22 protein-coding genes and 3 pseudogenes are annotated in these 24,250 nt (G+C 70.1%); 9 read left to right on the top strand and 16 right to left on the bottom strand.

Features of this window, described 5'->3' with window-relative positions; genetic code table 11:
- Positions 1–2: 2 nt before the first annotated feature.
- The 8 genes and pseudogenes from LZP97_RS00170 to LZP97_RS00200 form a co-directional block, all read right to left on the bottom strand.
- Positions 3–662: a class I SAM-dependent methyltransferase gene (locus LZP97_RS00170; protein ID WP_026137805.1), complete on the bottom strand. Its 660-nt coding sequence runs from the start codon at positions 660–662 to the stop codon at positions 3–5.
- 111 nt (positions 663–773) lie between these two features.
- Positions 774–1,544 (bottom strand): SDR family NAD(P)-dependent oxidoreductase, encoded by a 771-nt coding sequence (locus LZP97_RS00175; RefSeq protein ID WP_082061336.1) that lies wholly within the window; start codon positions 1,542–1,544, stop codon positions 774–776.
- 68 nt (positions 1,545–1,612) lie between these two features.
- Positions 1,613–1,972 carry a carboxymuconolactone decarboxylase family protein gene (locus tag LZP97_RS00180; protein ID WP_040274086.1) on the bottom strand — a complete coding sequence of 120 codons (360 nt, stop codon included), beginning with the start codon at positions 1,970–1,972 and terminating at the stop codon, positions 1,613–1,615.
- Positions 1,969–2,520, bottom strand: coding sequence for an NAD-binding protein (locus LZP97_RS00185; protein ID WP_442792837.1), 552 nt, complete (start codon positions 2,518–2,520; stop codon positions 1,969–1,971). The genes LZP97_RS00180 and LZP97_RS00185 overlap by 4 nt, the downstream gene beginning before the upstream one ends.
- A pseudogene (locus LZP97_RS27455) lies at positions 2,439–2,800 on the bottom strand (NAD(P)-binding domain-containing protein). The gene LZP97_RS00185 and the pseudogene LZP97_RS27455 overlap by 82 nt, the downstream one beginning before the upstream one ends.
- A 29-nt stretch (positions 2,801–2,829) precedes the next feature.
- Positions 2,830–3,591 (bottom strand): SDR family oxidoreductase, encoded by a 762-nt coding sequence (locus LZP97_RS00190; RefSeq protein WP_040274090.1) that lies wholly within the window; start codon positions 3,589–3,591, stop codon positions 2,830–2,832.
- Positions 3,592–3,596: 5 nt separating this feature from the next.
- Positions 3,597–5,077: pseudogene (locus tag LZP97_RS00195) on the bottom strand (aldehyde dehydrogenase).
- Between the two features lie 236 nt (positions 5,078–5,313).
- Complete coding sequence (locus LZP97_RS00200) at positions 5,314–5,907, bottom strand: TetR/AcrR family transcriptional regulator (RefSeq protein ID WP_040274095.1); 594 nt, start codon at positions 5,905–5,907, stop codon at positions 5,314–5,316.
- An 86-nt stretch (positions 5,908–5,993) separates the two neighbouring features.
- Here LZP97_RS00200 and LZP97_RS00205 point away from each other — a divergent pair, with 86 nt between their 5' ends.
- The 8 genes from LZP97_RS00205 (at position 5,994) to LZP97_RS00240 (ending at position 13,229) form a co-directional block, all read left to right on the top strand.
- Entirely contained in the window at positions 5,994–7,217 is a 1,224-nt protein-coding gene (locus tag LZP97_RS00205) for a cytochrome P450 (protein ID WP_040274096.1), read from the top strand.
- 66 nt (positions 7,218–7,283) lie between these two features.
- Positions 7,284–7,844: a TetR/AcrR family transcriptional regulator gene (locus tag LZP97_RS00210; protein WP_017680893.1), complete on the top strand. Its 561-nt coding sequence runs from the start codon at positions 7,284–7,286 to the stop codon at positions 7,842–7,844.
- Positions 7,845–7,847: 3 nt separating this feature from the next.
- Positions 7,848–9,059 (top strand): cytochrome P450, encoded by a 1,212-nt coding sequence (locus tag LZP97_RS00215; RefSeq protein WP_040274097.1) that lies wholly within the window; start codon positions 7,848–7,850, stop codon positions 9,057–9,059.
- Positions 9,052–9,852, top strand: coding sequence for an SDR family oxidoreductase (locus tag LZP97_RS00220; RefSeq protein WP_010593902.1), 801 nt, complete (start codon positions 9,052–9,054; stop codon positions 9,850–9,852). Before LZP97_RS00215 ends, LZP97_RS00220 begins: the two co-directional genes overlap by 8 nt.
- A complete protein-coding gene (locus LZP97_RS00225) occupies positions 9,849–11,201 on the top strand; it encodes a cytochrome P450 (protein WP_040274098.1) in 1,353 nt (450 codons plus the stop codon). Before LZP97_RS00220 ends, LZP97_RS00225 begins: the two co-directional genes overlap by 4 nt.
- Before the next feature lie 11 nt (positions 11,202–11,212).
- Complete coding sequence (locus LZP97_RS00230) at positions 11,213–11,407, top strand: ferredoxin (protein ID WP_010593905.1); 195 nt, start codon at positions 11,213–11,215, stop codon at positions 11,405–11,407.
- A 17-nt stretch (positions 11,408–11,424) separates the two neighbouring features.
- A complete protein-coding gene (locus tag LZP97_RS00235) occupies positions 11,425–11,976 on the top strand; it encodes a hypothetical protein (RefSeq protein WP_017680889.1) in 552 nt (183 codons plus the stop codon).
- Positions 11,970–13,229, top strand: coding sequence for a hypothetical protein (locus LZP97_RS00240; protein WP_010593907.1), 1,260 nt, complete (start codon positions 11,970–11,972; stop codon positions 13,227–13,229). The genes LZP97_RS00235 and LZP97_RS00240 overlap by 7 nt, the downstream gene beginning before the upstream one ends.
- Positions 13,230–13,357: 128 nt before the next feature.
- On the opposite strand, the pseudogene LZP97_RS00245 reads toward LZP97_RS00240, so the two are convergent.
- Together LZP97_RS00245 and LZP97_RS00250 are read right to left on the bottom strand one after the other, a co-directional pair.
- Positions 13,358–14,798, bottom strand: a pseudogene (locus tag LZP97_RS00245) (FAD-dependent oxidoreductase); the annotation flags it as partial.
- A 28-nt stretch (positions 14,799–14,826) separates the two neighbouring features.
- Complete coding sequence (locus LZP97_RS00250) at positions 14,827–15,678, bottom strand: LLM class F420-dependent oxidoreductase (RefSeq protein ID WP_010593909.1); 852 nt, start codon at positions 15,676–15,678, stop codon at positions 14,827–14,829.
- 161 nt (positions 15,679–15,839) lie between these two features.
- Here LZP97_RS00250 and LZP97_RS00255 point away from each other — a divergent pair, with 161 nt between their 5' ends.
- Positions 15,840–16,487 carry a TetR family transcriptional regulator gene (locus LZP97_RS00255; protein ID WP_010593910.1) on the top strand — a complete coding sequence of 216 codons (648 nt, stop codon included), beginning with the start codon at positions 15,840–15,842 and terminating at the stop codon, positions 16,485–16,487.
- Between the two features lie 49 nt (positions 16,488–16,536).
- On the opposite strand, the gene LZP97_RS00260 is transcribed toward LZP97_RS00255, so the two are convergent.
- From LZP97_RS00260 to LZP97_RS00285, 6 genes are all read right to left on the bottom strand, one after another.
- Positions 16,537–17,361, bottom strand: a complete 825-nt coding sequence (locus LZP97_RS00260; RefSeq protein ID WP_010593911.1) for a hypothetical protein — start codon at positions 17,359–17,361, stop codon at positions 16,537–16,539.
- 211 nt (positions 17,362–17,572) lie between these two features.
- Positions 17,573–17,710: a methionine/alanine import family NSS transporter small subunit gene (locus LZP97_RS00265; RefSeq protein ID WP_017680887.1), complete on the bottom strand. Its 138-nt coding sequence runs from the start codon at positions 17,708–17,710 to the stop codon at positions 17,573–17,575.
- On the bottom strand, positions 17,707–19,248 hold the full coding sequence (locus LZP97_RS00270) for a sodium-dependent transporter (protein ID WP_026137803.1): 1,542 nt from the start codon (positions 19,246–19,248) through the stop codon (positions 17,707–17,709). The genes LZP97_RS00265 and LZP97_RS00270 overlap by 4 nt, the downstream gene beginning before the upstream one ends.
- Positions 19,249–19,347: 99 nt before the next feature.
- Positions 19,348–20,475: a lysylphosphatidylglycerol synthase transmembrane domain-containing protein gene (locus tag LZP97_RS00275; protein ID WP_200903449.1), complete on the bottom strand. Its 1,128-nt coding sequence runs from the start codon at positions 20,473–20,475 to the stop codon at positions 19,348–19,350.
- Positions 20,472–21,899, bottom strand: coding sequence for an HAD-IB family hydrolase (locus LZP97_RS00280; protein WP_010593915.1), 1,428 nt, complete (start codon positions 21,897–21,899; stop codon positions 20,472–20,474). The genes LZP97_RS00275 and LZP97_RS00280 overlap by 4 nt, the downstream gene beginning before the upstream one ends.
- On the bottom strand, positions 21,896–24,247 hold the full coding sequence (locus LZP97_RS00285; protein ID WP_010593916.1) for a glycerol-3-phosphate 1-O-acyltransferase: 2,352 nt from the start codon (positions 24,245–24,247) through the stop codon (positions 21,896–21,898). Before LZP97_RS00285 ends, LZP97_RS00280 begins: the two co-directional genes overlap by 4 nt.
- Between the last annotated feature and the right edge of the window lie 3 nt (positions 24,248–24,250).

A 24,250-nucleotide genomic window follows, 5' to 3' on the forward strand; every position in this document is an offset into this window, starting at 1 on the left:
CGTCAGCCCGGCAGCATTCCGGCGGTGCCGGAAGTGCGTTCGAGCACGCGCAGCGAACCGGTCACCGACACCTCGGTGAACTCGCCGCTCCCGAGCGCGCGCAGGTAGACCTCGTACGGGGGACGGCCGCCGTCCTTCGGATCGGGGAACACGTCGTGGATGATCAGGGCGCCGCCGACACGCACCCACGGCGCCCAGCCCGCGTAGTCCGCCTGCGCCGCCTCACTGCTGTGACCACCGTCGACGAACACGAACGACACCGGGGTCCGCCAGAACTCCGCGACCTGGCCGGATCGTCCCAGCACCGCCACGACATGAGATTCGAGATCCGCGTCGGCCAGGGTGTGGCGGAACCGTCCCACCGTGTCCAGATGCCCGGTGTGCGGGTCGACGAGGGCCGGATCGTGGTACTCCCATCCGGGTTGGTGCTCCTCGGACCCGTGATGATGGTCGATCGTGACGATGGTTCCCCCGGTGGCCTTCGCGGCGGCTCCGAGATAGACGGTCGAGCGCCCGCAGTAGGTGCCGATCTCGACGCCGACCCCGTCGCCGAGATACCGGACCGCGGCGTCGTGCAGGGCCGTGCCCTCGTCGATCGGCATGAAACCCGGTGTCGCCTCGGCCAGCTCGATCGTCTCCCGGGGCAGGGTGGTGCGGGTCATGATGATCGGTCTCCGTTCGTTGCGGTCCACGGTGTGCTCGGAAGCGGTACGTATCGGAACCACAGTACCCACCGGTTCCGGCGGGCCACCCGGCAAGCCGCCGGATGCAGGTCAGGCGCCGTAGCCGCCGTCGACGTCGAGGATCTGCCCGGACACGAAGTCCGCCCGGTCCGAGGCGAGGAAGGCGACGGCCTCGGCGACGTCGTGGGCGTCGCCGAAGCGTCGCAGGGGAATGTTGTTGCGCGCGACGGACAGTGCGCGCTCGTCGAGTTCGCCGGACCCGATCAGCCGGGCGGCGGTGCCGTCGGTGAGCATGCCCGGCCCCACCGCGTTGACCCGCACCCCGAATCGCCCTTCCTCGGCCGCCAGCGCCCGCACGAGGGCTTCGATCGCACCCTTCGGTCCGGCCGACAGGCCGTCCCGGACCGGGAACCGGCGGGTCGCCGCCGTCGTCACCGCGACGATGTTGCCCCGCGACTCCCGCAGCCGGGGCAGTACCGGGTGGACGAGATTGAAGAACGCCCCCGCGTCGCCCACGAGCTGGTTGCGGAACTGCGCGGGCGTCACCCGGCTCAGGTGCACCATCGGCACGTGCGGTCCCGCCGCGTGGACGAGGGTGTGCAGTGCACCGAAGGTCGCGACGGCTGCGTCCACGACCCTGGCGGCCGCGGCGCTGTCGCTCAGCTCCGCCTGCAGCGGCAGCACCTTCGCCCCGAGGGTGCGCAGGTCCGCCGCCAGTGCGGCGGCGGCCCCGTCGTTGCGGTGGAACGTGAAGGCGACGTCGCTGCCGCGCTCGGCCAGTATCCGGCACACCACCCGGCCGATCCCGCCGGTGCCGCCGGCCACGAGGGCCGCGCCCGGGCGGTCCGCGAAGTCCTGCACTGCTCACTCCTTCGGTTCTCGCGCCACGTGGCCGCCTAGAGCGGGCTCGGGGAACTCCCTCGGTGGGCTCACGCCTTGCGGCGCCGGGCGAGCACGCCGCCGATCATCGAGTCGAGTTCGGTGCCGAGCGGCCATCCGACATAGTGGCACAGGAACAGGGCGATCTCCTTCAGTTGCGGTTCGTCGAGTTCCTCGTTGTGGAGTGCGGCCCCGACCTGGATCTCGGCCACGTCGATCAGCCCCTGTGCGGTGAGCGCGCCGAGCAGCAGCAGCCGCCGGTCGCGGATGCTCAGCCCGGGCCGGGACCAGATGTCGGCGAAGAGGTGGTCTGCGGTGACGGCGAAATGGTCGCCGGGCCCGTCCTGCATCTCCCAGCCGTACACCTGCGACATCATGTCCAGGCCGCGGCGGCGACGGTCGTCGGTCATGCGGGCTCCTCCTGTCGTGCGTTCTCTCCCCGGCCCACCCCGAGACCCGGACCGAGGTCGCCGAGCGCGCGCGCTGCGAGGGGCAGGTCGACGCCGAGCCGAGCGCCGAGACCGAGGGCCAGCGACAGGTCCTTCTCGCCCAGCGCACGTACGTGGTCGAGGATCGGGAACCAGAAGTCGTCCGGTGGGATCGGTGCGGTGGTGTCCCGGAGCATGATCGCCCCGGCGCCCCCGCTGATCGCGTCGGTGTGGCGGACCACCTTCCCGAGCGCGGTGATGTCCAGCCCGGCCGCCTCGGCGAGCCGCTGCGCCTCCGCGGCAGCGGTGAACGACACGAAGTGCAGCAGATTCCGGGCCAGCTTCATCCGGGTGCCCGCGCCGACCGGACCGGCGTGCACGACGAGGTCGGAGAACCACGAGAACGGTTCGCGCACCATGTCGAACGCCGCGTCGGAGGCGCCGACCATCACCGCGAGCCGGCCCTGCTCGGCGCCGGGGCCCCGCCGCTGACGGGAGCGTCGACGAGCTCGAGCCCGCGCTCGGCGCATGCGGCGGCGAGTTCCACGGCGGTGGTGTCGGCGACGGTCGAGTGGACCGCGATGACCGTGCCGGGCCGCGCGCCGCCGAGCAGTCCCGCGACGACTGTGCGGACCTGGGCATCGTCGACGACGGTGACGCAGACGACGTCGCATTCGCGCGCGAGGTCTGCGGGGTCGTCGGCGGCTCGCGCGCGGCCGCGGTGAACGGCGCGACGGCCTCGGGCCGGGTGTCGAGCACGGTGAGCCCACCCGGCCGGTCCAGCAGTCGCTTCGCCATCGGGGCCCCCATGTTGCCGAGGCCGATGCAGCCGAGCCGGGTCACGAGCGGATCACCTGGCCGCCGTCGACGTTGAAGATCTGCCCGGTGATCCAGTCCGCCTCGTCGGAGAGCAGGAACAGGCACATGCCCACCAGATCCCCGGGGGTGCCCATCCGTTTCAGTGGCAGTCTGGAAACCATGTCCGCCACCATGTTTCCCGGTGTGACGGTGCGGGTGGCCTCGGTGTCGATCGGGCCCGGGGCGATCGCGTTGATGCGGATGTTCGAGCCGCCGAGTTCGGTGGCCAGCTGCTGGGTGAGTCCGTTGACGCCGACCTTGGCCAGGCCGTAGAAGCCGGAGTACACCCATGCGGCGGTCGACGACTGGTTGACGAGCGAGCCGCCGTTCGCCGTCATGTGCGGCCACACCGCGCGGGTGACGTTCAGCGCGCCGTCCATGTTCACGCTCATGAATTTCCTGTAGTAGTCCCACGGAACCGTCAGCAGCAGATCGAGTTTCATGCCACCGTAGATCGCGGCGTTGTTGACCACGTGGTCGATGCCGCCGAACGTCTCGACCGTGAATGCCGCGAGTTCGCCGGCCGAACCGGGATCGGACACGTCGACGGTCTTGAAGACGGCGGTCCCGCCGTCGGCGACGATCTGCTCGGCCACGTGCTCGCCGCGCTCGGTGTCGATGTCCGCCACGACGACCGAGGCGCCCTCGGCGGCAAGGGCCTTGGCGTACGCCTCGCCGATGCCCTGGGCCGACCCGGTGACGATGGCGGTACGGTCGGCGAAACGCGTTGTGCTGCGGATCATGTTCGTCAGCCTCTCTGCTTCGCCGCGGGTTCGGCGACGAGTTTGGTCTCCAGGTACTCCTCGAAGCCGGCCACACCCATCTCGCGGCCGATCCCGGACTGCTTGTAGCCGCCGAACGGAGCGTCGGCGGCGTACCAGATCCCGCCGTTGACGCTCAGGGTGCCGGTGCGGACCCCCTCGACGACCCGGCGGATCCGGTCCTCGTCGGTACCCCAGACGGCTCCGGACAGGCCGTAGGGGAGTCGATCGCAATGCGGATCGCCTCGTCGTCGCCGTCGTAGGGGAGGATCACGAGGACCGGCCCGAAGATCTCCTCCCGGGCGACCCGCGCGTCGTTGCCGACCCCGGCGATCAGTGTCGGTTCGACGAAGAAGCCGCGCTCGTGCTCGGCGGGGCGGCCACCGCCGACGACGATCGTCCCGCCCTCCTCGACGGCGAGCCGCAGATAGCCCTCGACCCGGGCGCGCTGGCGCTCGGAGATCAGCGGACCGCACACCGTGCCGGGGTCGTCCGGGTCGCCGGGCCGGATGCCGCGCAGCGCGTCGGCGGTGACGCGGACCGCCTCCTCGTAGCGGCCGCGGGGGACGAGCAGGCGGGTCGTGATGGCGCACCCCTGCCCGGCGTGGGTGCACACGGTGAAGGCGGCCATCGAGCAGGCGGCGCCGAGATCGGCGTCGTCGAGCACGATGAACGCCGACTTGCCGCCGAGTTCGAGGAACACCTTCTTCACGGTGTCCGAGGCGGCGCGCATCACCGACCGGCCGGTGGGGGTGGATCCGGTGAACGACACGAGATCCACCCGCGGGTCGGTCGCGAGCAGGGCGCCGAGGGCATGGTCGCTCGAGGTCACGATGTTCACCACGCCCGGCGGGATGTCGGTCTCCTCGGCGAGGATCCGGCCCACGACCGCGGCGCACCACGGCGTGTCGGGCGCGGGCTTGAGCACCATCGCATTGCCGGCGGCGAGCGCGGGGCCCAGCTTGGCGAAGTTGATCTGGTGCGGGAAGTTCCACGGGGTGATCGCCCCGACGACACCGACCCCCTCGCGGAGCACGTAGCGGTGGGTGGGGATGCCCATCGGCGCGGCGTTGCCGAGATCCTGGCGCCACGCGTAGTTCTCGGCCAGATCGGCGAAGTACCCGAGGTCGCCGACGGGGCCCTCGAGATGGGCTCCGGTGGTGAGGAATCGGGGGGCGCCGGCCTCGGCGATGGTGATCGCCCGCAGTTCCTCGAGGTGACCGCGCAGCGCATCGCGGAGCTGACGCAGGCAGCGGGCCCGGAAGGAATGGTTGCGGGACCAGCCGGTGGTGTCGAAGGCGCGACGGGCCGCCTCGATCGCGGCGTCCGCGTCGGCGGCGGTGCCGTCGGCGGCGGTGCCGAGGACTTCCTCCGTCGCCGGGTTCACGACCTCGAACGTGCCTCCCGAACCGGGAACGAGTTTGCCGTCGATGAGCAGTGCCGAGCTGCCGGTCGGAATCAGGGACATCGGTGCTTCCGTTCGTCGGGGCGGCGTGGCGGGCGGTATCGGAACGGGTCCGGCGGGGCGTCGAGTGCCGGGCGGCACGATGTGAGGCCCCTCATTTTCTGGACAGCTGTCTGGACTATAGTTCGGCTAGGGGGGTGGCGCAATGCCGCCGGACCGGTCCGCGCGGCGGCAGGGACGCGCCGGCGGGCACTCGGGACGGCCGGCAGTTTTTCCTCCGGCGACGGCGTGGGACGGACTCAGGATCGCGCGGAGGCCGCGCGAGCGGCGGCCAGGGCGCCCGCGACCACGTTCTCGTAGATGCGGTCGAGGTCGAGCTCGTCGCCGAGGAAGCCGCTGCGCACGATCACGGCGAACCCGTGCATCGCGGTGAACAGGCTCACCGCGGCCTCGAGCGTGTCCTCCTCCGGCACCCCGCACGAGGCGAGCATCGAGCGGAGGGCCGAATTCGCGTCGAGGGCCGCCGCGAGCAGGGCGCTGCGGTCGCCCGGCGCCACCGTCAGCGCCTGGTAGCGGTGCGGATGCTCGGAGGCCCACGCCCGGTGCGCATCGATGAGAGCGCGCAGGCCTTCGGGCCCGCTGCGGCCCATTGCCACCTCGCGGAGCCGGGCGCCGAGCTCGGTCATCGTCCGCACCTGGATCTCACCGCGGACGTCGTCGAGTCCGCGGACGTGGTTGTAGAGCGAGGCGGTGACGATGCCGAGACGGCCGGCGAGGGTGCTCATCGTCAGCTGCTCCCAGCCGGACTCGTCCACCACCGCCGAGGCCGCGTCGATCACCTTCTCGCGGCTGAGATTCCGACGGCGTATCGGCCTGTGCTCTCCGGTCCCCATGCAGCCATCCTACGGATCTTCCATTTCAAACGAATGTGTGTAGCTTGTAAACGACGGTCATTCGTAGACATGTGCGAGGTGGTCCCGTGACGGCATCCCGTATCGACCTGAAGAACCCCGACCTCTACACCGAGGGCGTCCCTCACGACGTCTTCGCCGAGCTGCGGCGCAATTGCCCGGTCTACCGGCAGGACGAGGAGGACGGACCCGGCTACTGGGCGGTGACGCGGCATGCGGACGTCACCGCGGTCTCGCGCGACAGCACCACGTTCTCGTCGGCGCTCGGCACGACGCAGATCGACGAGTTCGACGAGGAGACCCGCCGCAAACAGGCGGCGATGCTCGTCAACCTCGATCCGCCCGAGCACACCCGGTTGCGCCAGCTCGTCAGCCGCGGATTCACGCCCCGGGCGGTCCGGACGCTCGAGGGACACATCCGCGGCATCTGCAACCGCGTCGTCGACGATCTCGTCGAGCGGGGCCGCGACGGCGCGGTCGTCGACTTCGTACCGGTGGCCGCCGCTCCGCTTCCGCTCGAGGTGATCGCCGCCCTGCTCGGCGCACCCGGGGAGGACGTCGACAGGCTCTGCGACTGGTCCGACCGGATGATCGGGTTCGACGACCCGGAATACGGCAACACCCGCGCCGACGGAGAACTCGCCGCCGCGGAGATCTTCTTGTACGCCAACGAGATCGCCGCGGCGCGCAGGGCGGAGCCGCGCGACGACATCGTCTCCCGGCTCGTCCGGCCGGACGAGAACGGTGACACGCTGACCGAGATGGAGTTCGACATGTTCTTCGTGCTGCTGGTGGTGGCCGGGAACGAGACGACGCGCAACGCCGCCGCCGGCGGCATGCAGGCCTTCGTCGACCATCCGGAGCAGTGGCGTCGCCTGCAGGCCGAGCCGGAACTCGCCGCCGGTGCGGTCGAGGAGATCCTCCGGTGGGTCACCCCGGTGATCGGGTTCCGCCGCACTCCGACGTGCCCGGCGACGATAGGGGGCCAGCCCGTCGAGGCGGGGGACAAGGTGGTGGTCTACTACCCGAGCGCGAACCGGGACGAGGACGTTTTCGAGGATCCGCACGTCTTCGACATCGGGCGCACCCACAATCCGCATGTGGCGTTCGGCGGCACCGGGGTGCACTTCTGCCTGGGTGCGCACCTGGCGCGGCTGGAGTTGCGGATCCTGTTCGAGACGCTCGCACGCCGGATCGAGCGCGTCGAGCCCGCGGGCCCGGTCCGGCGGTTGCGCTCGAACTTCGTCAACGGCATCAAATCCATGCCCGTACGCGTGTACCCGAAGGGGTGACCGGTGTACGGAGGCCGTTGCCCCGGACAGGCGACCGTAGTAATGTCCAGACACGTGTCCAGAAATGTGAATCTCGAATCCACCCGCCGCCGTCTCACCGAGAAGCAGGCCGACACCGTGGATCGCCTGACGCGCGCTGCCGTGGAGGTCCTGCGGGAAGAGGGGTTCGCAGGACTGACCGTACGCAACGTCGCCGCCCGGGCCGGTGTCGCACCGGCGACCGCCTACACCTACTTCTCGTCCAAGGAACACCTTGTCGCCGAAGTGTTCTGGCGCCGGCTTGCCGCCTCGCCCGAACCCGAGGCGGCCACGACCGACCGCGTCGGCCGGGTGGTCGCGGTGTTGCGCAACGTCGCGCTGATGATGGCCGACGAGCCCGAACTCGCCGGCGCGGTCACCAGCGCACTGCTCGGCCGCGACCCCGACGTCGAACACCTGCGCGCCCGCATCGGCCTCGACATCCGGGCGCGGCTCGCCACCGCGCTCGGCCCCGACGCCGATCCCGACGAGATCGAGGCGCTGGAAATGCTCTACGCCGGCGCCCTCGTCCGCGCGGGCATGGGATACGAGACCTACGAGAAGATCGCCGATCGGCTGGAGACCTCCGCCGCACTTCTATTGGAGTAGCGCATGACCCAGGCTTCGCTCGAACCGCTCCTGTTCGATCCCTACGACTACGGCTTCCACGAGGATCCGTACCCGGTCTACCGGCGTCTGCGCGAGGAGGCGCCGCTCTATCGCAACGACGACCTCGGCTTCTGGGCCCTGTCCCGGCACGCCGACGTCGTCGCGGGCTTCCGCGACCACACCCGGCTCTCCAGCGCCAACGGGGTCTCCCTCGACCCGTCGGCCTACGGACCCCACGCCCACAAGGTCATGTCGTTTCTCGCGATGGACGACCCCCGCCACATGCGCATGCGCCGGCTCGTCTCGAAGGGCTTCACCCCGCGCCGGGTCGCCGACCTGCGCGGCCGCATCCTCGAGCTGACCCTCCGATACCTCGACACCGCCTTGGGCACGGGCGAATTCGACTGGATCGCGGAGTTCGCGGGCAAGCTCCCGATGGACGTCGTCTCCGAACTGCTGGGTGTGCCCGAGGCCGACCGCGCCGAACTGCGCCGGCTGGCGGATCTCGTGGTCCACCGGGAGCAGGGCGTGCTCGACGTGCCCGTCGCGGCGATGGAGGCGTCGCTGAACCTCGTCGGCTACTACGCGGACATGCTGGCGCAGCGCCGCACACACCGGACCGAGGACCTCACCTCGGCCCTGCTCGACGCCGAGGTCGACGGAGACCGCCTCGACGACGACGAGATCATCGGCTTCATGTTCCTGATGGTCGTCGCGGGCAACGAGACCACCACCAAACTTCTCGGCAACGCGCTGTACTGGGGTGCGAAGAACAAGACCGAGCTGGCCGGCGTCCTCGGCAACCCGGACGCCGTCTCCGGTTGGGTGGAGGAGACACTGCGCTACGACACCTCCAGCCAGATCGTCGCGCGCACCGCCGCCACCGACATCGAACGGCACGACGGCACCATCCGCGCGGGCGACAAGGTACTGCTGCTCATCGGTTCGGCAAACCGCGACGCCGAGGTGTTCGCCGATCCCGACACCTTCCGCATCGGCCGCGACAGCGCGTCCAGGATCGCCAGCTTCGGTGGCGGCGTGCACTTCTGCCTCGGTGCCCACCTCGCGCGCCTCGAGGCGAACATCGCGCTCGAACAGTTCGCCGCGCGCGTCGCCGACTACGACGTCGACTTCGACCGTTGCGAGCGCGTGCACTCGACCAATGTCCGAGGCCTCGCGGCCCTGCCCGTAGAGGTGACCCGGCGCCATGCCTAGATTCGAGCCCAATCCGCCGCGCCGGCCCGCGATCGTCGGCGGCGCCTCCTCCGGCATCGGTACGGCCACCGCGTTCGCACTCGCCGCCCTCGGTCACCCGGTCGCCCTCGGCGCCCGGCGCGTCGAACAGTGCGAGGCCCTCGCGGAGAAGATCCGCGGCGAAGGCGGCGAGGCCGTCGCGCACTTCCTCGACGTGTCGTCCACCGACTCGGTCGACGAGTTCGTCACCGCCGCCGAGAACGCCCTGGGCCCCACCGAGATCGTCCTGTCCGGCGCCGGCGACATGGATTTCCGGCTCGTGCACGAGATGGATCCGGACCGGTTCGAGTTCCAGGTGAACGTCCACCTCGTCGGCACGCAGCGTCTCGCCCATCGCGTGCTCCCCGGGATGATCGAACGGCGCCGCGGCGACTTCGTCGTCATCGGTTCGGACTGCGCCGACGTCGCGCGGCCCCGCATGGGCGCCTACGTCGCCGCCAAGACCGGTCTCGAGGCGCTCGTGCGCCAGATGCGGATGGAACTCGAGGGCACGGGGGTTCGCGCGTCGGTGGTGCGTCCCGGCCCGACACAGACCGGGATGGGGCTCGACGCCCCCGCGGAGGTCATCGAGCCGCTGCTCGCCGACTGGACCAGATGGGGCTTCGCCCGGCACTCCTACTTCCTCCGCGCCTCCGAGATCGCGAACGCCGTCGTCGCCGTCGTGTCGGCCCCGCGCGGAACCCACCTGGTACTGACCGAAGTGCAACCGGAAGCGCCGCTGCTGAAGGACTCTCGGGGAAAGGACCCTGAATGACCACGATCGTCACTCCCACGCGTGTCTCGGGGGGCGAGCACGAACACGGCCACCTCGAGGAGCTGCGCACCGACCCCATCGGACTGATGCAGCGCGTCCGCGACGAGTGCGGCGACGTGGGGGTCTTCCAGCTCGCCGACCGCAACGTCGTGCTGCTCTCCGGCGCGCGGGCCAACGAGTTCTTCTTCCGCTCCGCCGACGAGGACCTCGACCAGCAGGCCGCGTACCCGTTCATGAAGCCGGTCTTCGGGGAGGGTGTGGTCTTCGACGCCAGCCCCGAGCGCCGCAAGGAGATGCTGCACAACTCGGCGTTGCGCGGCGAGCAGATGAAGGGTCACGCGGCCACGATCGAGCGCGAGGTCCGGGACATCGTCGCGGGCTGGGGCGACGAGGGCGAGATCGACCTGCTGGAGTTCTTCGCGGAGCTGACGATCTACACGTCCTCGGCCTGCCTGATCGGCAAGAAGTTCCGCGGCCAGCTCGACAGCCGGTTCGCGCGCCTGTACCACGACCTGGAAAAGGGCACCGACGCGCTCGCCTTCGTCGACCCCTACGCGCCCATCGAGAGCTTCCGTCGCCGCGACGAGGCTCGTCGCGGGCTGGTCGCCCTCGTCGAGGAGATCATGGTCGATCGCATCGCGAACCCGCCCCGAGGCAGGGAGGACCGCGACATGCTCGACGTCCTCGTCTCGATCGAGGACGAGGACGGCGCCAAGCGGTTCAGCGCGGACGAGATCACCGGCATCTTCATCTCGATGATGTTCGCCGGCCACCACACCACGTCGGGAACGGCGGCCTGGGCGCTGATCGAGCTGCTGCGCAATCCGGAGTACCTGCGCGGGGTCACCGACGAGCTCGACGTCCTCTACGCCGACGGTGAGGGCGTGAGTTACCATGCGCTGCGGCAGATCCCGCTGCTCGAGGCGGTACTGAAGGAGACGCTGCGGCTGCACCCGCCGCTGATCCTGCTGCTGCGCGTCGCGCGCGGCGAGTTCGAGGTCGAGGGTTACCGGATCGGGGAGGGCGATCTCGTCGGCGCCACCCCGGCGATCTCCAACCGCATCCCGGAGGACTTCCCGGAGCCCGATTCCTTCGATCCGGGCCGCTACATCGATCCGCGGCAGGAGGACATCGTCAATCGCTGGACCTGGATTCCGTTCGGGGCGGGCCGGCACCGGTGCGTGGGCGCGGCGTTCGCCCTCATGCAGCTCAAGGCGATCTTCTCGGTCCTGCTGCGGGACTACGAATTCGAGATGTCCCAGCCGTCCGGAACCTACCGCAACGACCATTCCAAGATGGTGGTTCAGCTCGCGCAGCCGTGTGCGGTGCGCTACCGCCGTCGGATGTGAGGACACCCCCCGTGAAAGTGGAAGCAGACCTCGACCTGTGTCAGGGGCATGCGATGTGCGCGCTGGAAGCACCGGACGTCTTCGACGTTCCAAAGCACGGCACGGTCCGGATCCTGATGGACGACATACCCGAAAACCTGCGCGGCGACGTCGAATCCGCCGTCCGGTACTGCCCCACCCGAGCCCTCCGCATCGTCGAGGACTGATCCCGAGGAGACACGTCATGGCACCGTTCGACCGAGCCGAACTCGACGAGATGATCGAACGCTGGATCGGAGCGAACATGAAGGCCGAGGCAGCCGGCGACTGGAAGCCCTTGGCCGAGATGTACACCGAGGACGCGACCTACGGTTGGAACTACGGCCCGAAGGACGACTTCATGGCCGTCGGAAGGGCGGAGATCCGCGAACTCGCCCTCGGCCAGGAGATGGCCGGTCTCGAGGGATGGCAGTACCCCTACCAGCGGTTCGTCGTGGACGAGCGGACCGGCGACGTCATCGGCTTCTGGAAGCAGGTCGCCGACGCGACCCGCGACGACGGATCACACTACGAGGTGTACGGCTTCGGCGGCAGCTGGTTCCGCTACGGCGGGGACTTCCAGTGGTCCTGGCAGCGCGACTTCTTCGACTTCGGCAACGTCTCCCACCTGTTCCTGGAGATGATCACGGCCGGCACCCTGTCCGACGGCATGAACAGGCGGATCGAACGGTCGACGTCGACGAAACGCCTGCCCGGCTGGTACCCGGCCGGACAGGCACCGGTGCCGCTGTGGTGAGCCCGGTGAACGTCCGCGACTCGTTCGCCGCGCTCACCCGGTCGGACCTCGCCGTCCTCGTCCCCGAACTGCTTCTGTGCGGCCAGCTCGTCGACCGGTCCGGGATGGCCCACCTGATCTCGGCGTTCGGACGGCAGGGGATGGCCGAGGTGGCCGTCGAGGAGTGGCAGGCGTCGAGCCCGTGGTACACCCGGCGCATGCAGCGCGCCCTGCGGTACGAGGGCGACGGCGTCGAGACGATCTTCAAGGGGCTGCAGCTCGACATCGGTGCGCCGCCACAGTTCATGGACTTCCGGTTCCGCGTCGACGACCACGACCACGGCGAGTTCCGGCTCGACCACTGCGGTGCGCTCATGGACGTCGAGCCGCTGGGCGAGGCGTATGTGACGGCCATGTGCCACGACATCGAGGACCCCACCTTCGACGCGACCGCCCTCGCCACCAACCCGCACGCGCAGGTGCGGCCGATCCACCGGCCCCCGCGCCGGCCGGCCGACCGCCACCCGCACTGCGCGTGGACGGTGACGATCGACCCGTCGCACGTGCCGCCGGAGACCGCCCCGCACACCGAGGCGATCGGCCTTACCGCGGCCGTCGCGGTGGAACTCGGTCCGATCGACCCGGCGGACGAGGGACGCGGCGACTACTCCGGCCCCTTGCTCTCCGACCTGCGGTTCGCGGACTTCTCGCACTCGGCCCTCGTACGGATCGCGGAGGAGGTGTGCCTGCAACAGCATCTGCTCACGCTGGGCTTCCTTCTCGGCGTGCGCAAACGCACCGACGAGGACACCGCGCTGTCCCTCGCCCGCAAGCAGCTGACCGGCATTGCGGGGCTGGCGTCCGAGCGGCTACGCGACGCCCTCGGCCTGCCGCGCGACGTCGAAGGACTGGCGACGGTGCTCTCGGTCCACCCTGTGTTCGCGCCGAGGCAGTACGTCGATTGCGAGATCAGTTGGGAGCCCGGCAGGCTGCACCTGCGCCTCGGGCGGTCCGGGGGTGCCGACGCGGACGGATCGTGGCCCACCCTGATCGACGGGGACCACCTCGGGCCGTTGCAGGCGCTGGTGCGCGGCGTCGACCCGCACTTCACCGCGCGCGTGGTGTCCGAGGACGCCCACGCGCTCACCGTCGAGGTGATCCGCGAGGCCGAACCCGCGAGCGAGTGCGGCGAGGTCGCGATCACCCGCTTCAGCACCGGCGCGACCTTCGCGTTCGCCGACCGGGGAATCCCCCTGCCGCTCACCGTCGTCTGAACGCCCCGCCCCCATCCGTCCGGCCCGTACCGGCCGAATGTCACATCGGTTCGATTCGATCGAACCGATGTGACATTCGGCCACACCGACGGGGTGGGGGAACGTTCAGGTCGCGGCGGCGGCGATGCCGCGCGGCGGCCGAAGAAGCTGCTGCCCGAGCGACGTGCCGCTCGCGTAGCCGCCTGCGCACACACCGGAGGTGCAGCGGCCCGCGGCGTACAGGCCCGGGATCGGCTCGCCGGAGACGTGCAGGACCTCCGAGTTCACGGTGGTGTGCAGGCCGCCGAGGGTGAAGCCCGCGGTGCAGTTGCGCAGGTCGAGCGCTGCGACGGGGGTCCCGATCGGTCTGACCCACTCGGGCTTCTTCCCGAGGACGGGGTCGGTGCCGGCCGCGGCGTGCCGGTTGTACACCTCGACGGTGGCCTGCAGAGTGCCCTCCGGCAGGCCCATGTCGGATTCGAGTTCGGCGACCGTCTCCGCCGCCCATTTCGGCGGGAACCGGAAGTACGGAGTGGAACTGGTGGTGGCACAGCCTTCTTCGTAGGAAGCCTCGTCGATGACGAGGTACGCCTGGTTGTCGTTGCGCAGAAGGGTGAGCTGTCCGACGCGTCCGGGGTAGGTGTCCTCGGGGACGTACCGCTGGCCGCGGGCGTTGACGAGAATGCCGCGTGCCATCAGTTGCGGATCGGCGAAGAACGCCACCTCGGTGGCGCCCATGTGCGCGAGGTCGGCGCCGAGGGCCTGAGCCATCCGGATGGAGCAGCCGTCGTGCTCCTCGATCGCGGCGGCCGGCCGGCCGATGAGCTGCGGGGCGAACGCGGTGACCATGGCGTCGTTGTACGCGAAGCTACCGGTGGTGAGCACGACGCCGCGACGTGCCCGCACGAAGACCTCGTCGCCGAACTTCTTCGCGGCGATCCCGACGACCCGATCCGCGTCGTCGACGATCAACCGCTGCACCCGGATGTCGAACACCGGTGTCACCCCGAGGGATTCGGCCGTCTCGGCCAGCGGCTTCATCAGCATGTACCCGCCGCCCTGCTCGCCGGTGCGCTTGTTGCTCATCTGCGGCACGTGGCCGCGCGGAGCGGGCGTGGCGATCTCGTTGAAGGGTGCGGAGTTCTCGCCGCCCGAGTACATCAGGCCCTCGTCGCCGGGGATCTCCCAGCCGGGCTCGCCCCAGAACGCCGATCTGAACACCACTCCGTTCTCGGTGAGCCACCGGTAGTGCTCGACGCTGCCGTCGCAGTAGTCCGCGATCTTGGCCTCGTCGGCGCCGGGGCCGAGGGCGGCGAGCATGAACGTCTTCATGTTCTCGGGGGTGTCCTCGAATCCGAGTTCGCGCTGGAGCGGTGTGCCGCCGCCCAGGTAGACGATGCCGCCGGACAGGGCCGCGGCACCGCCCCAGCCGCCGGTGCGTTCGAGGATCAGCACGTCGGCGCCGGCGCGGGCGGCCTCGATGGCGGCCGAGACCCCGGCGATGCCGTAGCCGGCGACGACGACGTCGGCCTCGTGGTCCCAGGCGGTGATCTCGGCGGCGCGCAGTGGGCGGAAGGCGGCAGTGGTCATGGAGGTGTTCCTTCTCTGTCGTGGACCGTCAGCGGGTCGAGTCCAGCGTGGCGGCGAGCTTGTCGAGGTAGGCGAGGATCTCGTCCTCGGGGCGGTCGGGCAGGCCGAACATCACTTCGGTCACGCCGAGGTCGCGCCACCGCTGGAGCCGGGCGGGGTCGGGCCGGCCGGCGAGGACCACGATCTCCGGGGCGCCGTCGCGGCCGGCTTCGGTCCAGGTGGTCCGCAGCCGTTCGACGCGGTCGTCGATGTCGCGTTCGATCGGGGTGGTGATCCAGCCGTCGGCGGAGCGGGCGATCCACGCGAAGGTGCGGTCGGTGCCGCCCGCGCCGATCAGCACCGGTGGGCGGGGCTGCTGGATCGGTTTGGGCCAGGCCCAGCTCGGGCCGAACGAGACGAACTGCCCGGCGTAGGCCGCCTCGTCCTCGTTCCACAGGGCCTGCATCGCCTCGAGGTACTCGCGCAGCGCGGTGCGCCGTTTTCCGGGCGGTACGCCGTGGTCGGCGAGTTCCTCGGCGTTCCAGCCGAATCCGGCGCCGAGGACGACCCGCCCGCCGGAGAGGTGATCGAGGGTCGCGACGGTCTTGGCCAGCGTGATGGGGTCGTGCTCGAGGGGCAGGGCGACCGAGGTGCCGAGCCGGATGGTCGAGGTGACGGCCGCGGCGAGCCCGAGCGCGACCCACGGATCCAGGGTCCGGCGGTACCGGTCGTCGGGCAGCGTCTCGTTGCCGGTGCCGGGATGTGCGGATTCGCGGCGCACGGGGATGTGGGTGTGCTCGGGGACGTAGAACGCGTCGAAGCCGCGTTCCTCAGCTGCCCGGGCGGCCCGCTCCGGCCGGATGCCGCGATCGCTGGTGAACAGGGTGATGCCGTGACGCACGGACGCTGCCTCCCTACTGGTCGAGTCCAGGCAACTGTAACGCGTTCTAGTGTGCGGTGGAACTCGTTCCAGACAGCTGTCCATTCAATCCGCACGGGTCCGGGCGCCACGGGACGGGGAGCGCACTACGCTGGCGGACAGACGTACGAAAGGTGAGGACGATGGCGGAGGCGAGCGCAGCATCGCGATCGAAGGTGCGGCCCGCGTCGTTTCTGGGCGCGGACCTGAAGCCGGCCCAGCGCGCCCGCTACCTGAGGATCATCGAGACCGCGAAGGAGCTGGCCTCGGAAGGCGGCTACGACGCGGTCCAGATGCGCGCCGTCGCCGAGCGCTCGGGCGTGGCCCTGGGCACCGTGTACCGCTACTTCCCGTCCAAGAACCACCTGCTGGTGGTGGCGATGGTGCTGCTGTTCGAAGATCTGAGCAACCGGTTCGGCGAGACCGAGATCCCCGGTGACTCGGCGCACGAGCGGATCATGTCGGTGCTGCACGGCTACATCGGCCGGCTCGAGAGCGACCACAACCTCTACGACGCGCTCGTGCGTGCAGCGATGTTCGCGGACGCGTCGTCCTCGGCCGAACTCGACCGGCTCGGAGCGATCATGACCGGGATGTACGCCCGCGCGGCGGGCGTCGAGGTGGTCAGTGAGCAACTGCTCAACGCGGTGCACGTGATCGCCGACGTGTGGATGTCGAACCTGGTGAGCTGGGCGGCCGGCCGGGCCACCGCGGACCAGGTGATGGCGCACATGGACAGTGTGGTCCGGCTCGTGTTCGACCGGCTGGAGAAGCTCCAGGCGATCGGCTGACGCGATCGTCCGCGTCCGGGGCGTGCACACACACCCCGGACGCGGACGATCAGGCCGGGACCTCCACGATGCCCACGGTCGGCAGGAAGAAGCACGACGTCTCGCCGTTCTGCACCGTGCCGAACACGGCGGCGAGGACGGTTCCCGAGCCGGTGGCGACCGGTGCTGCGCGGACTCCGCCGAGCGGGACCGCACCGGCGAAGAAGTTCTGCACCGCGGTGGCGACGAGCGGCCGGGCGAACTCGGGCACGCCCCCGGGGACGGCGAGCGCCGCGGCCTCGGCGATGGTGCCCATGGGCACGAACCCGCCCTGGAAGGTGTTGACGTTGAACCACGCGACCTGCATCCCGGTGGTGTTCGCGCCGTCCTTCTCCACGCCCATCGGCACGAAGGCGAACAGGGTCTCCCCGGGATCGACGGCGTTGACGGGCCCGACCATCGGGATGTTCAGGTTCGGCCACGGGCCGGGGGCGGCCCCGGCGACGGCGGGGGCGATGCCGAGCGGCAGGCTGCCGCCCTCGGTGCAGAAGGGCGCGCCGGTGGGGTAGAGGAACGGTTCGATGCCGAGGCCGCGCAGGAACTCCACGGCGTCCTCGTAGGCTGAGAGCGGCGAGTCCTCGGCGACGTCGGTGGCGCCCCCGCGCGCGGAGCCGATGGCCTCGGCGGCGGCGACCGCGAGGGCATCGGCGCCCGGCTGGGCCCGGAGCGTCTCGAGGGCGCCGACGAGCGGATCGGGTGCCGGCGCGGCAGCGACGATGGGGTCCGCGGGGGGTTCGGCGGCCGCGACGGCGGGCAGCGCCAGGGCAGCGGCCACGGTGAGGGAGGCTGCGGCGGTGAGCCGGCGCAGCCCGCGCCGGGTGGTCCTGGTGGTCATGCTTCGCTCCTGTACGTGGTCGGAACCGGAACACCGTCCGCCCCGGAGTCCTGCACGGCTCCGGGGCGGAGACCTGCGAGTCACGTGTTACCTGTGTGACTCGTGGTGTTGGTGGGATCAAGCAGAACACAGCGAGAACAGACCGGCCAGTCCGGCGCGGCGTGGTGTTATGCAAACGAAACGAGTCGTGTCCGGTTCGAGACCGGACATTTCACTCGTGAGGGCGTTCGGCCGACTCCAGGCCCGAGGTGTCGTCCGGATTCCGGCGTAGATGCATCAGGCTGGCGGCGAGACCGCCCCACACCAACCCCAGTGCGACGACCATCATCGCGATCGCAGATCCGCTCACAGTCTCTCTCCCGCTTCCGTCGATTCGGTGTGCGCCAACTCGGCGTCCGTCAACCCCCACGGGGCGAACGACAGCGCCACCGCGATCACGATCACCGCCACCTGCACACCCCATCCGAAGGTGGCGACGAGCGCGTCGGGCAGGTCGCCGTAACCTTCGTCGATCCGGTCCACGATCTCGCTGATCAGCATGTACCCGAGCACGACCGGGGTGAGGACGCCGGCGAAGATCCGCCAGAGGAGGCCGACCTTGAACGACGACACCGAGTTCAGGTGATCCTGCAGCTCGGGCAGCCGGCGCAAGCCCCATGCGAGCACGACGAGCGTGACGAGAGCGACCCCGACGATGCCGAACTGGTTGGCGAAGCGGTCGACGACGTCGAGGGTGTTCAGACCGGTGGTGGTCGGGAACAGCAGAACGGACGTGATCGTCGCGACGCTGCCGACGAGCAGGACCGCCGGCACGCGGGTGAGGCCGGTCTTGTCCTCGACCGCCGATACGCACACCTGGATGATGCTGATCAGCGACGTGAAACCCGCGAAGACGAGCGAGCCGAAGAACAGCAGGCCGAACAATGCACCGCCGGGCATCTGCGAGACGATCGTCGGGAACGCGATGAACGCAAGGCCGATCCCGCCGCTCACCACCTCGTCCACACCCACGCCCTGCGCCTGCGCCATGAAGCCCAGCGCCGAGAACACCCCGATGCCGGCGAGGATCTCGAAGCTCGAGTTGGAGAAGCCGACGACGAGACCGGAGCCCGTGAGGTTGGTCCGGTGCTTGAGGTACGACGAGTAGGTGACCATGATGCCGAAGGCGACGGACAGCGAGAAGAAGATCTGGCCGTAGGCGGCGATCCACACGCCGGTGTCCGTGAGCGCCGACCAGTTGGGCCGGAAGAACGCGTCGAGACCGGTCGCGGCGCCGTCGAGGGTCAGCGCCCGCACCACCATGCCGGCGAACAACAGCAGCAGCAGCGGCACGAAGAACCGGTTCGCGGCCCCGATGCCGCGCTGCACCCCCAGCGCCAGGATGACGAGCACCACGACCCAGATCCCGAGCAGCGGCCACGCCACACCCGGCACGAAGTCGAGGCCGAACGTGGCGTCGGCATCCATCTGCAGGAAGTCCTGCAGGAAGAAGGCTTCCGCGTCGTCACCCCACGCCCGGGTCGCCGAGAAGAACGTGTAGCGCAGCGCCCACGCGATGATCACCGCGTAGTAGACGCCGATGACGAAGCAGATGCCCACCTGCCACCAGCCGAGGCTCTCGGTCGCGCGCTTGAGGCGGTGGAACGCCAGCGGCGGCGACCCGCGGAACTTGTGCCCGATCGCGTAGTCGACGAACAGCAAGGGAATGCCCGCGGTCAGCAGGGCCACCAGATACGGCACGATGAATGCGCCGCCGCCGTTCTCGTACGCGATGTACGGGAAGCGCCAGATGTTGCCCAGTCCGACCGCCGAGCCGATGGCGGCGAGAATGAACACCGACCGGCCGGACCAGACCTCTCTCGTGCGCACCGCTGCGTCCTCAGTCACTGACGTACCTTTCCTCGGTTTCAGACTGTCGACGCTAGCGCCCGCGGGCCTGCTCCGTGGGTGATCCGGGCGGACGGGCACGGCGTGTCGGAGCGGGGCTCAGTCCTGCCACAGCTTGTCGAGTTCGGGGCCCGGTTCCTCGTCCGGCGGGGCCCCGCGGTAGCGCAGGGCGAAGATCACCCAGCCGATGGCCGCGATCATCAGGAAGCTCACCAGCCGGTACACGACGACCGCGGACAGGGCCTGCGCGCCGGTCATTCCGCTGGCCGTCAGCGCGGGCACGAGCACGGCGTCCATCACGCCGAGCCCGGCCGGCAGGAGGGGGATCGCGCGGCTGGCGGCGGTCCCCGCGGCGTATGCGACGGCGATGCCGGCCAGGCTGGGCTTGCCGCCGATCGCGTACGCGGCGAAGGCGAGGCACGCGCCGTCGCACAGCCAGTTGAACAGCGACCAGCCGAACGCCCGGGCGGCGTGGGTGCGGTCGAGTTGGACCGCCCGCAGCTGAGCCACGATGCGTTTCCAGGCCCGGGCACCGGCCTGTGCCGGCTTCTTGCGCAGGCGGTTGACGCCGCGCAGCGCGATGATGCCGATCGATTCGAATGCATCGGGCCGGCTGGCCGCGTACTGCACGAGCACGACGAACGCCGCGAACCCGCCGAGGGAGAAGATGAGCGAGAACGGGTTGGTGGTGGCGCCCACGAGCAGCGCGCCCACGATGCCGAGCAGTGCCAGTCCTGCCGCCTGCAGCAGACCGGCCATCACGAGCTGCCAGGTGGAGACGACGGGGCTCGCCCCCCACTTGCGCATCTGCCGGTACGTGAAGGTGGTGGCCACCACCGGGCCGCCCGGCAGGGTCACGCTCATCGAGTTCGCGGCGTACGCCACCGACAGGGACTGGCGCTGCGTCACCGTGACCCCGGCCGCGGACAGCAGGGTGCGCTGCACGCGCGCGAAGCTCGACATCTCGGTCAGTGCGGCCAGGATTGCCGCGCCCACCCACCACCAGCGCAGGTCGGAGAGGTTGCTGACGCTGGTCTTCAGCTCCGGCCAGACGAGGACGACCTCGACGGTGAGGACGACGACGAGCACGAGTCCGAGCAGCCACTTGAGGCGCCGGCGCCGGGTCGGCGACATTCCGCCGTTGCCGTTGCCGTTGCCGTTGCCGTTGCCCGGGGTGCGGTCGTGTTCTCCCACGGCCGCGTCCCCGTTCTCACCCGCATCGGTCATGCGGGCCAATTCGCGAGCGTCTTCCGGTACAGGTCCTCCACCTCCGCGACCCGCGCGCCGAGCTCGTCGAGCGTCCAGTCGCTCACGTCGATGGGGTCGAGAACCACCACGTCGACGGTTCCCGGCCGCAGTACCGTGGAGTGCTTCCACAGCACCTCCCCGGCGTTGCGGATCACCACCGGCACGATCGGGACGCCCGCCTGCATGGCGATGTGGAACGCGCCCTTCTTGAACCGGCCGATCTCCGGGGTCAGGGAGCGGGTGCCCTCCGGCGCGATGATCACCGAGGTGCCCTCGCGCAGTGTGTCGACCACGGGACCGAGTGCCGCCTTCGCCTGCTCGGTGTTGGCCCGGTCCACGAACGCGGCCCCGACGAAGCGGAGCACCAGCCCGAACAGCGGGTCGCTCGCCATCTCCTTCTTCGTGACCCCGGTGAAGCTGTGCCGCAGCACCCGCGCCATGATCACCGGATCGAGCTGGCTCTGGTGGTTGAAGATGAAGACCGCGGGACGCTGTGACCAGGCGTTGGCCTCGTTCCGGATGTCGACATCGATGCCGGCGAGGGCCAGCGGGACCTCGCCCGCCAGGGTGGCGATCGAGTCCAGCGCCACCTTCTTGTTGCGGTTGAGCAGGCCGAGGCCGACACCGGTCCACACCGAGCCGAACAGGCCGCCGTACGCGGCGAGGGTGCGGACCACCTCTTTGGTGCCCGGCGTTCCGCGCGGCCTGAATCGCAGGATCGGCCAGCCTTGCGCGGCGGCGGTGCGCTCGAGGTTCCGGTCCGGGTTGGTCGGCGTCGGATTGCCCATCGTGGCGAGGAAGTCGGCGTCCTCGCCCCCGTTGGAATACGTGTAGCTCTGCTCGCGATCGATGTTGTTCGCCTCGGCGAACGCCGCCACGGCCTGCGCTTTGCCGCTGCGCCACAACGACTTTCCGTCCACCCGACCCGTGAGCACCCCGTCGCGCACCTCGAGCGGGCTGAACAGGACGTGCTCGACGCCGAGCGCATCCGCCGTCGCCTGGATCTGGTAGCGCGACGCCGAGGACGCGATCACCACCGTGTGCCCCGCCGCCTGGTGCGCCCGGATGAGCTGCCACGCCTCGGGATAGATGTGGCCGGCGATCGTGGACGCGAACAACCGGCGCCCGATCTCGTACAGCTCGTCCTCGGTGTGCCCGCCCCACGCCTTGAACGCCACCGCGACGAACCGCTCGAAGTCCGCCTCGGTGTCGTGGCCACGCAAACCGTTGAGCATGGTGGCGGCGAGTTCGGCGGCGCCGACCTTCCCGGCGAGCAACCGGTCGCGGAAGAAGTGCAGGCCGGAGAAGCCGTGGACGATCGTGCCGTCGAAATCGAAGAACGCCGCGATCTCCGGACCCTTCGGCCCGGTTCGCACCCGCTCGAGCGCTTCCTCGAGGATCACCGCTCCGCCTTTCTGTTGGATACGTCGAGAGATTCGGCGAGCCGGACCCGCTCACCCACCGCGAGCAGCTGCGCCGCGAACTCCTCCCGTCGCTGCCGGATCTCGTCGCCTCCACGTTCCAGCAGCCCGCGGTTGGCGGCAAGCTGCAGCGCCGTCGCGAACAGTTCCGACGAGACCGACTCGGGCCCGAACAGCCGGCCCTGCAGCAGCATCTGCCGGCCGACGGCGACGCACTCGTCCAGGAACGTCTTGCGGTCGACCTGCAGGGCCGGGTCACGCCGGGCAAGGCGTTCGGCGACGACGAGCTGCGCGTCCAAGAAGGACCGCAGCGCGCGGTGCGCCATGAAGAACCCGGTTTCGAGCAGCGCGGTCAGCGCCAGCTCCACATCCGGCAGGGCGTCACGCCAGGACGGCATCAGCAGGGCGATCTCGTCGCGCATGTCGGCCTCGAACCGGTCCCGGTCGGGGAAGAAGAACTCGAACTTGAGCAGGTCGCGCACCGCCTTGGCCTCCTCCCACGCCGCCCGCACCGGGTCGAGGTCGGGATTGGCGTGCGCGTGGAGGACCGCCAGCTCCATCAGGGCGCGGTTGACGAACCAGTGCACGCCGCTGTTGCGATAGAACGCGGCGACCAGGTGCTGCCCGGGCTGGATCGAGTAGACCGGCTCGTCCCCACCGGCGTAGGTGGTGACGACGCCGGCATCGCTCAGCGCGGACAGGACGTTCTCCAGGCCGCCCTCGACGTCGAGGACGTCGAGTTCGCCCTGCGGTATCCCGCGGGCGTCGATGTACCGGCGGACCGGTGCGATGACCGCCCGCACCTCGTCGAGGGTCAGCGCCCGGTCCCGGACACCGAGCAGGGCGAGCGTGACCAGGCAGTTCACGGTGACCGGGGTGTGGCAGTTGATGCCCACGGCCACCTCGAACGCGACCTTCTGCAGCGCCTTGCGGCTGCGCTCGGTGTATTCGGTCTCGTCCGCGGCGGGTTCGCCGGACAGCTCCGGGTCCCCGCTCGCGGCGAGCTGCGAGCGCATCGACAGCGGTTCCCCGAACCGCACGTACACGTTGCCTGCGCGGCGTCGCTGGTTGCGCGCGTACCTCGCCAGCCAGGCCAGACCCTCGGGCTTCTTCTGGGCGCCGGTCTGTTCGGCCGCGACGGCCGCGACCTCGGCGAGCCCCTCGTAGGTGATGGAGACCGGCACGAGCATCGCGTCCTCCACCCGGCCGCCCCGGATCGCGTTCGCGACGTAGTTGAGCAGGCCGTAGCGGGGCGAGCGGAGTTTGCCGGTGCGGGTGCGGCCCCCCTCGAAGTACCACTCCAGGTTGAACCGCTTCGTCAGCAGATATGCGAAGTACTCCTCCAGCGCCGCCTTGTACACGGCGTCGTCACCGAAGCTGCGACGGATGAACACGGTGCCGGTGCGCCGGGCGATCGGACCGATCGGCCAGAACGTCAGATTGGCGCCACCCATGAGGTGGTTCCGCGGGAAGTCGTTCCGGGCCAGCACGTCGCCGAGCACGAAGGCGTCCGCGTAGGACCGGTGCGACGGCAGGAACACCAGCGGGTAGCGGCGGTTGAGGTCGCGCAGACTCCGCAGCCCCGTTTCATCGGCGTGCACGGTCCACGCCGCGGAGTGCAGCGGCCGCATCATCTCGGTGAACAGGTCCGTCACCAGCCGGGACTGGACGGCGACGAGTTCCCCGAGCGCGGAGGTCGCGCGTGCCCGCACCTCCTCGGGCGCGATGTTGTGCTCGGTGCCGATCGCGTCGAGCCGGCGCCGGAACGACGCCGAATCCATGATCTGCTCCGCCACCAGCTTCGGCACCTTGTACCGGTCGCCGATGACGGCCCGCTCGGCGCGATCGAGACCCACCACCGCGCGGTGGGTCACGAACCGGGCGAACGACTCGGGTGCCGGATCGCCGTCCTCGGCGAGGTGCCGGGACCGCAACTCGCTCAGCCGTGCCGGCTCGGCGAGGACGATCCGGAATCGGTCGGGGGAACGCCCGACCAGCCACTTCTGCAGGAACCGGTTCGGATTGCGCGGGTTGGTCAGCGCCACGATGTCGGAGAACCGGACCCGCCGCTCGCCGTCGCGGGCCTCCGGCAACCACACCACTCCCACGGGCAGCACCAGGGGATCGTCGTCCCGGCCGACGAGATCCTGCGCGAGACGACGTGGGTCGAGGTCCATCTCCTCGACCGGCCCGTCCGCGCGGTACTCTGCCGGCACCTCGTCCGACCGCAGCCAGTGCGAGATCAACCTGCGCTCGATCGGTGTCGTCGTCTCGGTGAGAACCACCGTCGGGTGCCCGCCGATGTCCGAGTCCCGCCCGTTCGTGCTCATGTC

This window comes from Rhodococcus sp. DMF-1, assembly GCF_021441945.1.
Taxonomy (GTDB): domain Bacteria; phylum Actinomycetota; class Actinomycetes; order Mycobacteriales; family Mycobacteriaceae; genus Rhodococcus; species Rhodococcus ruber.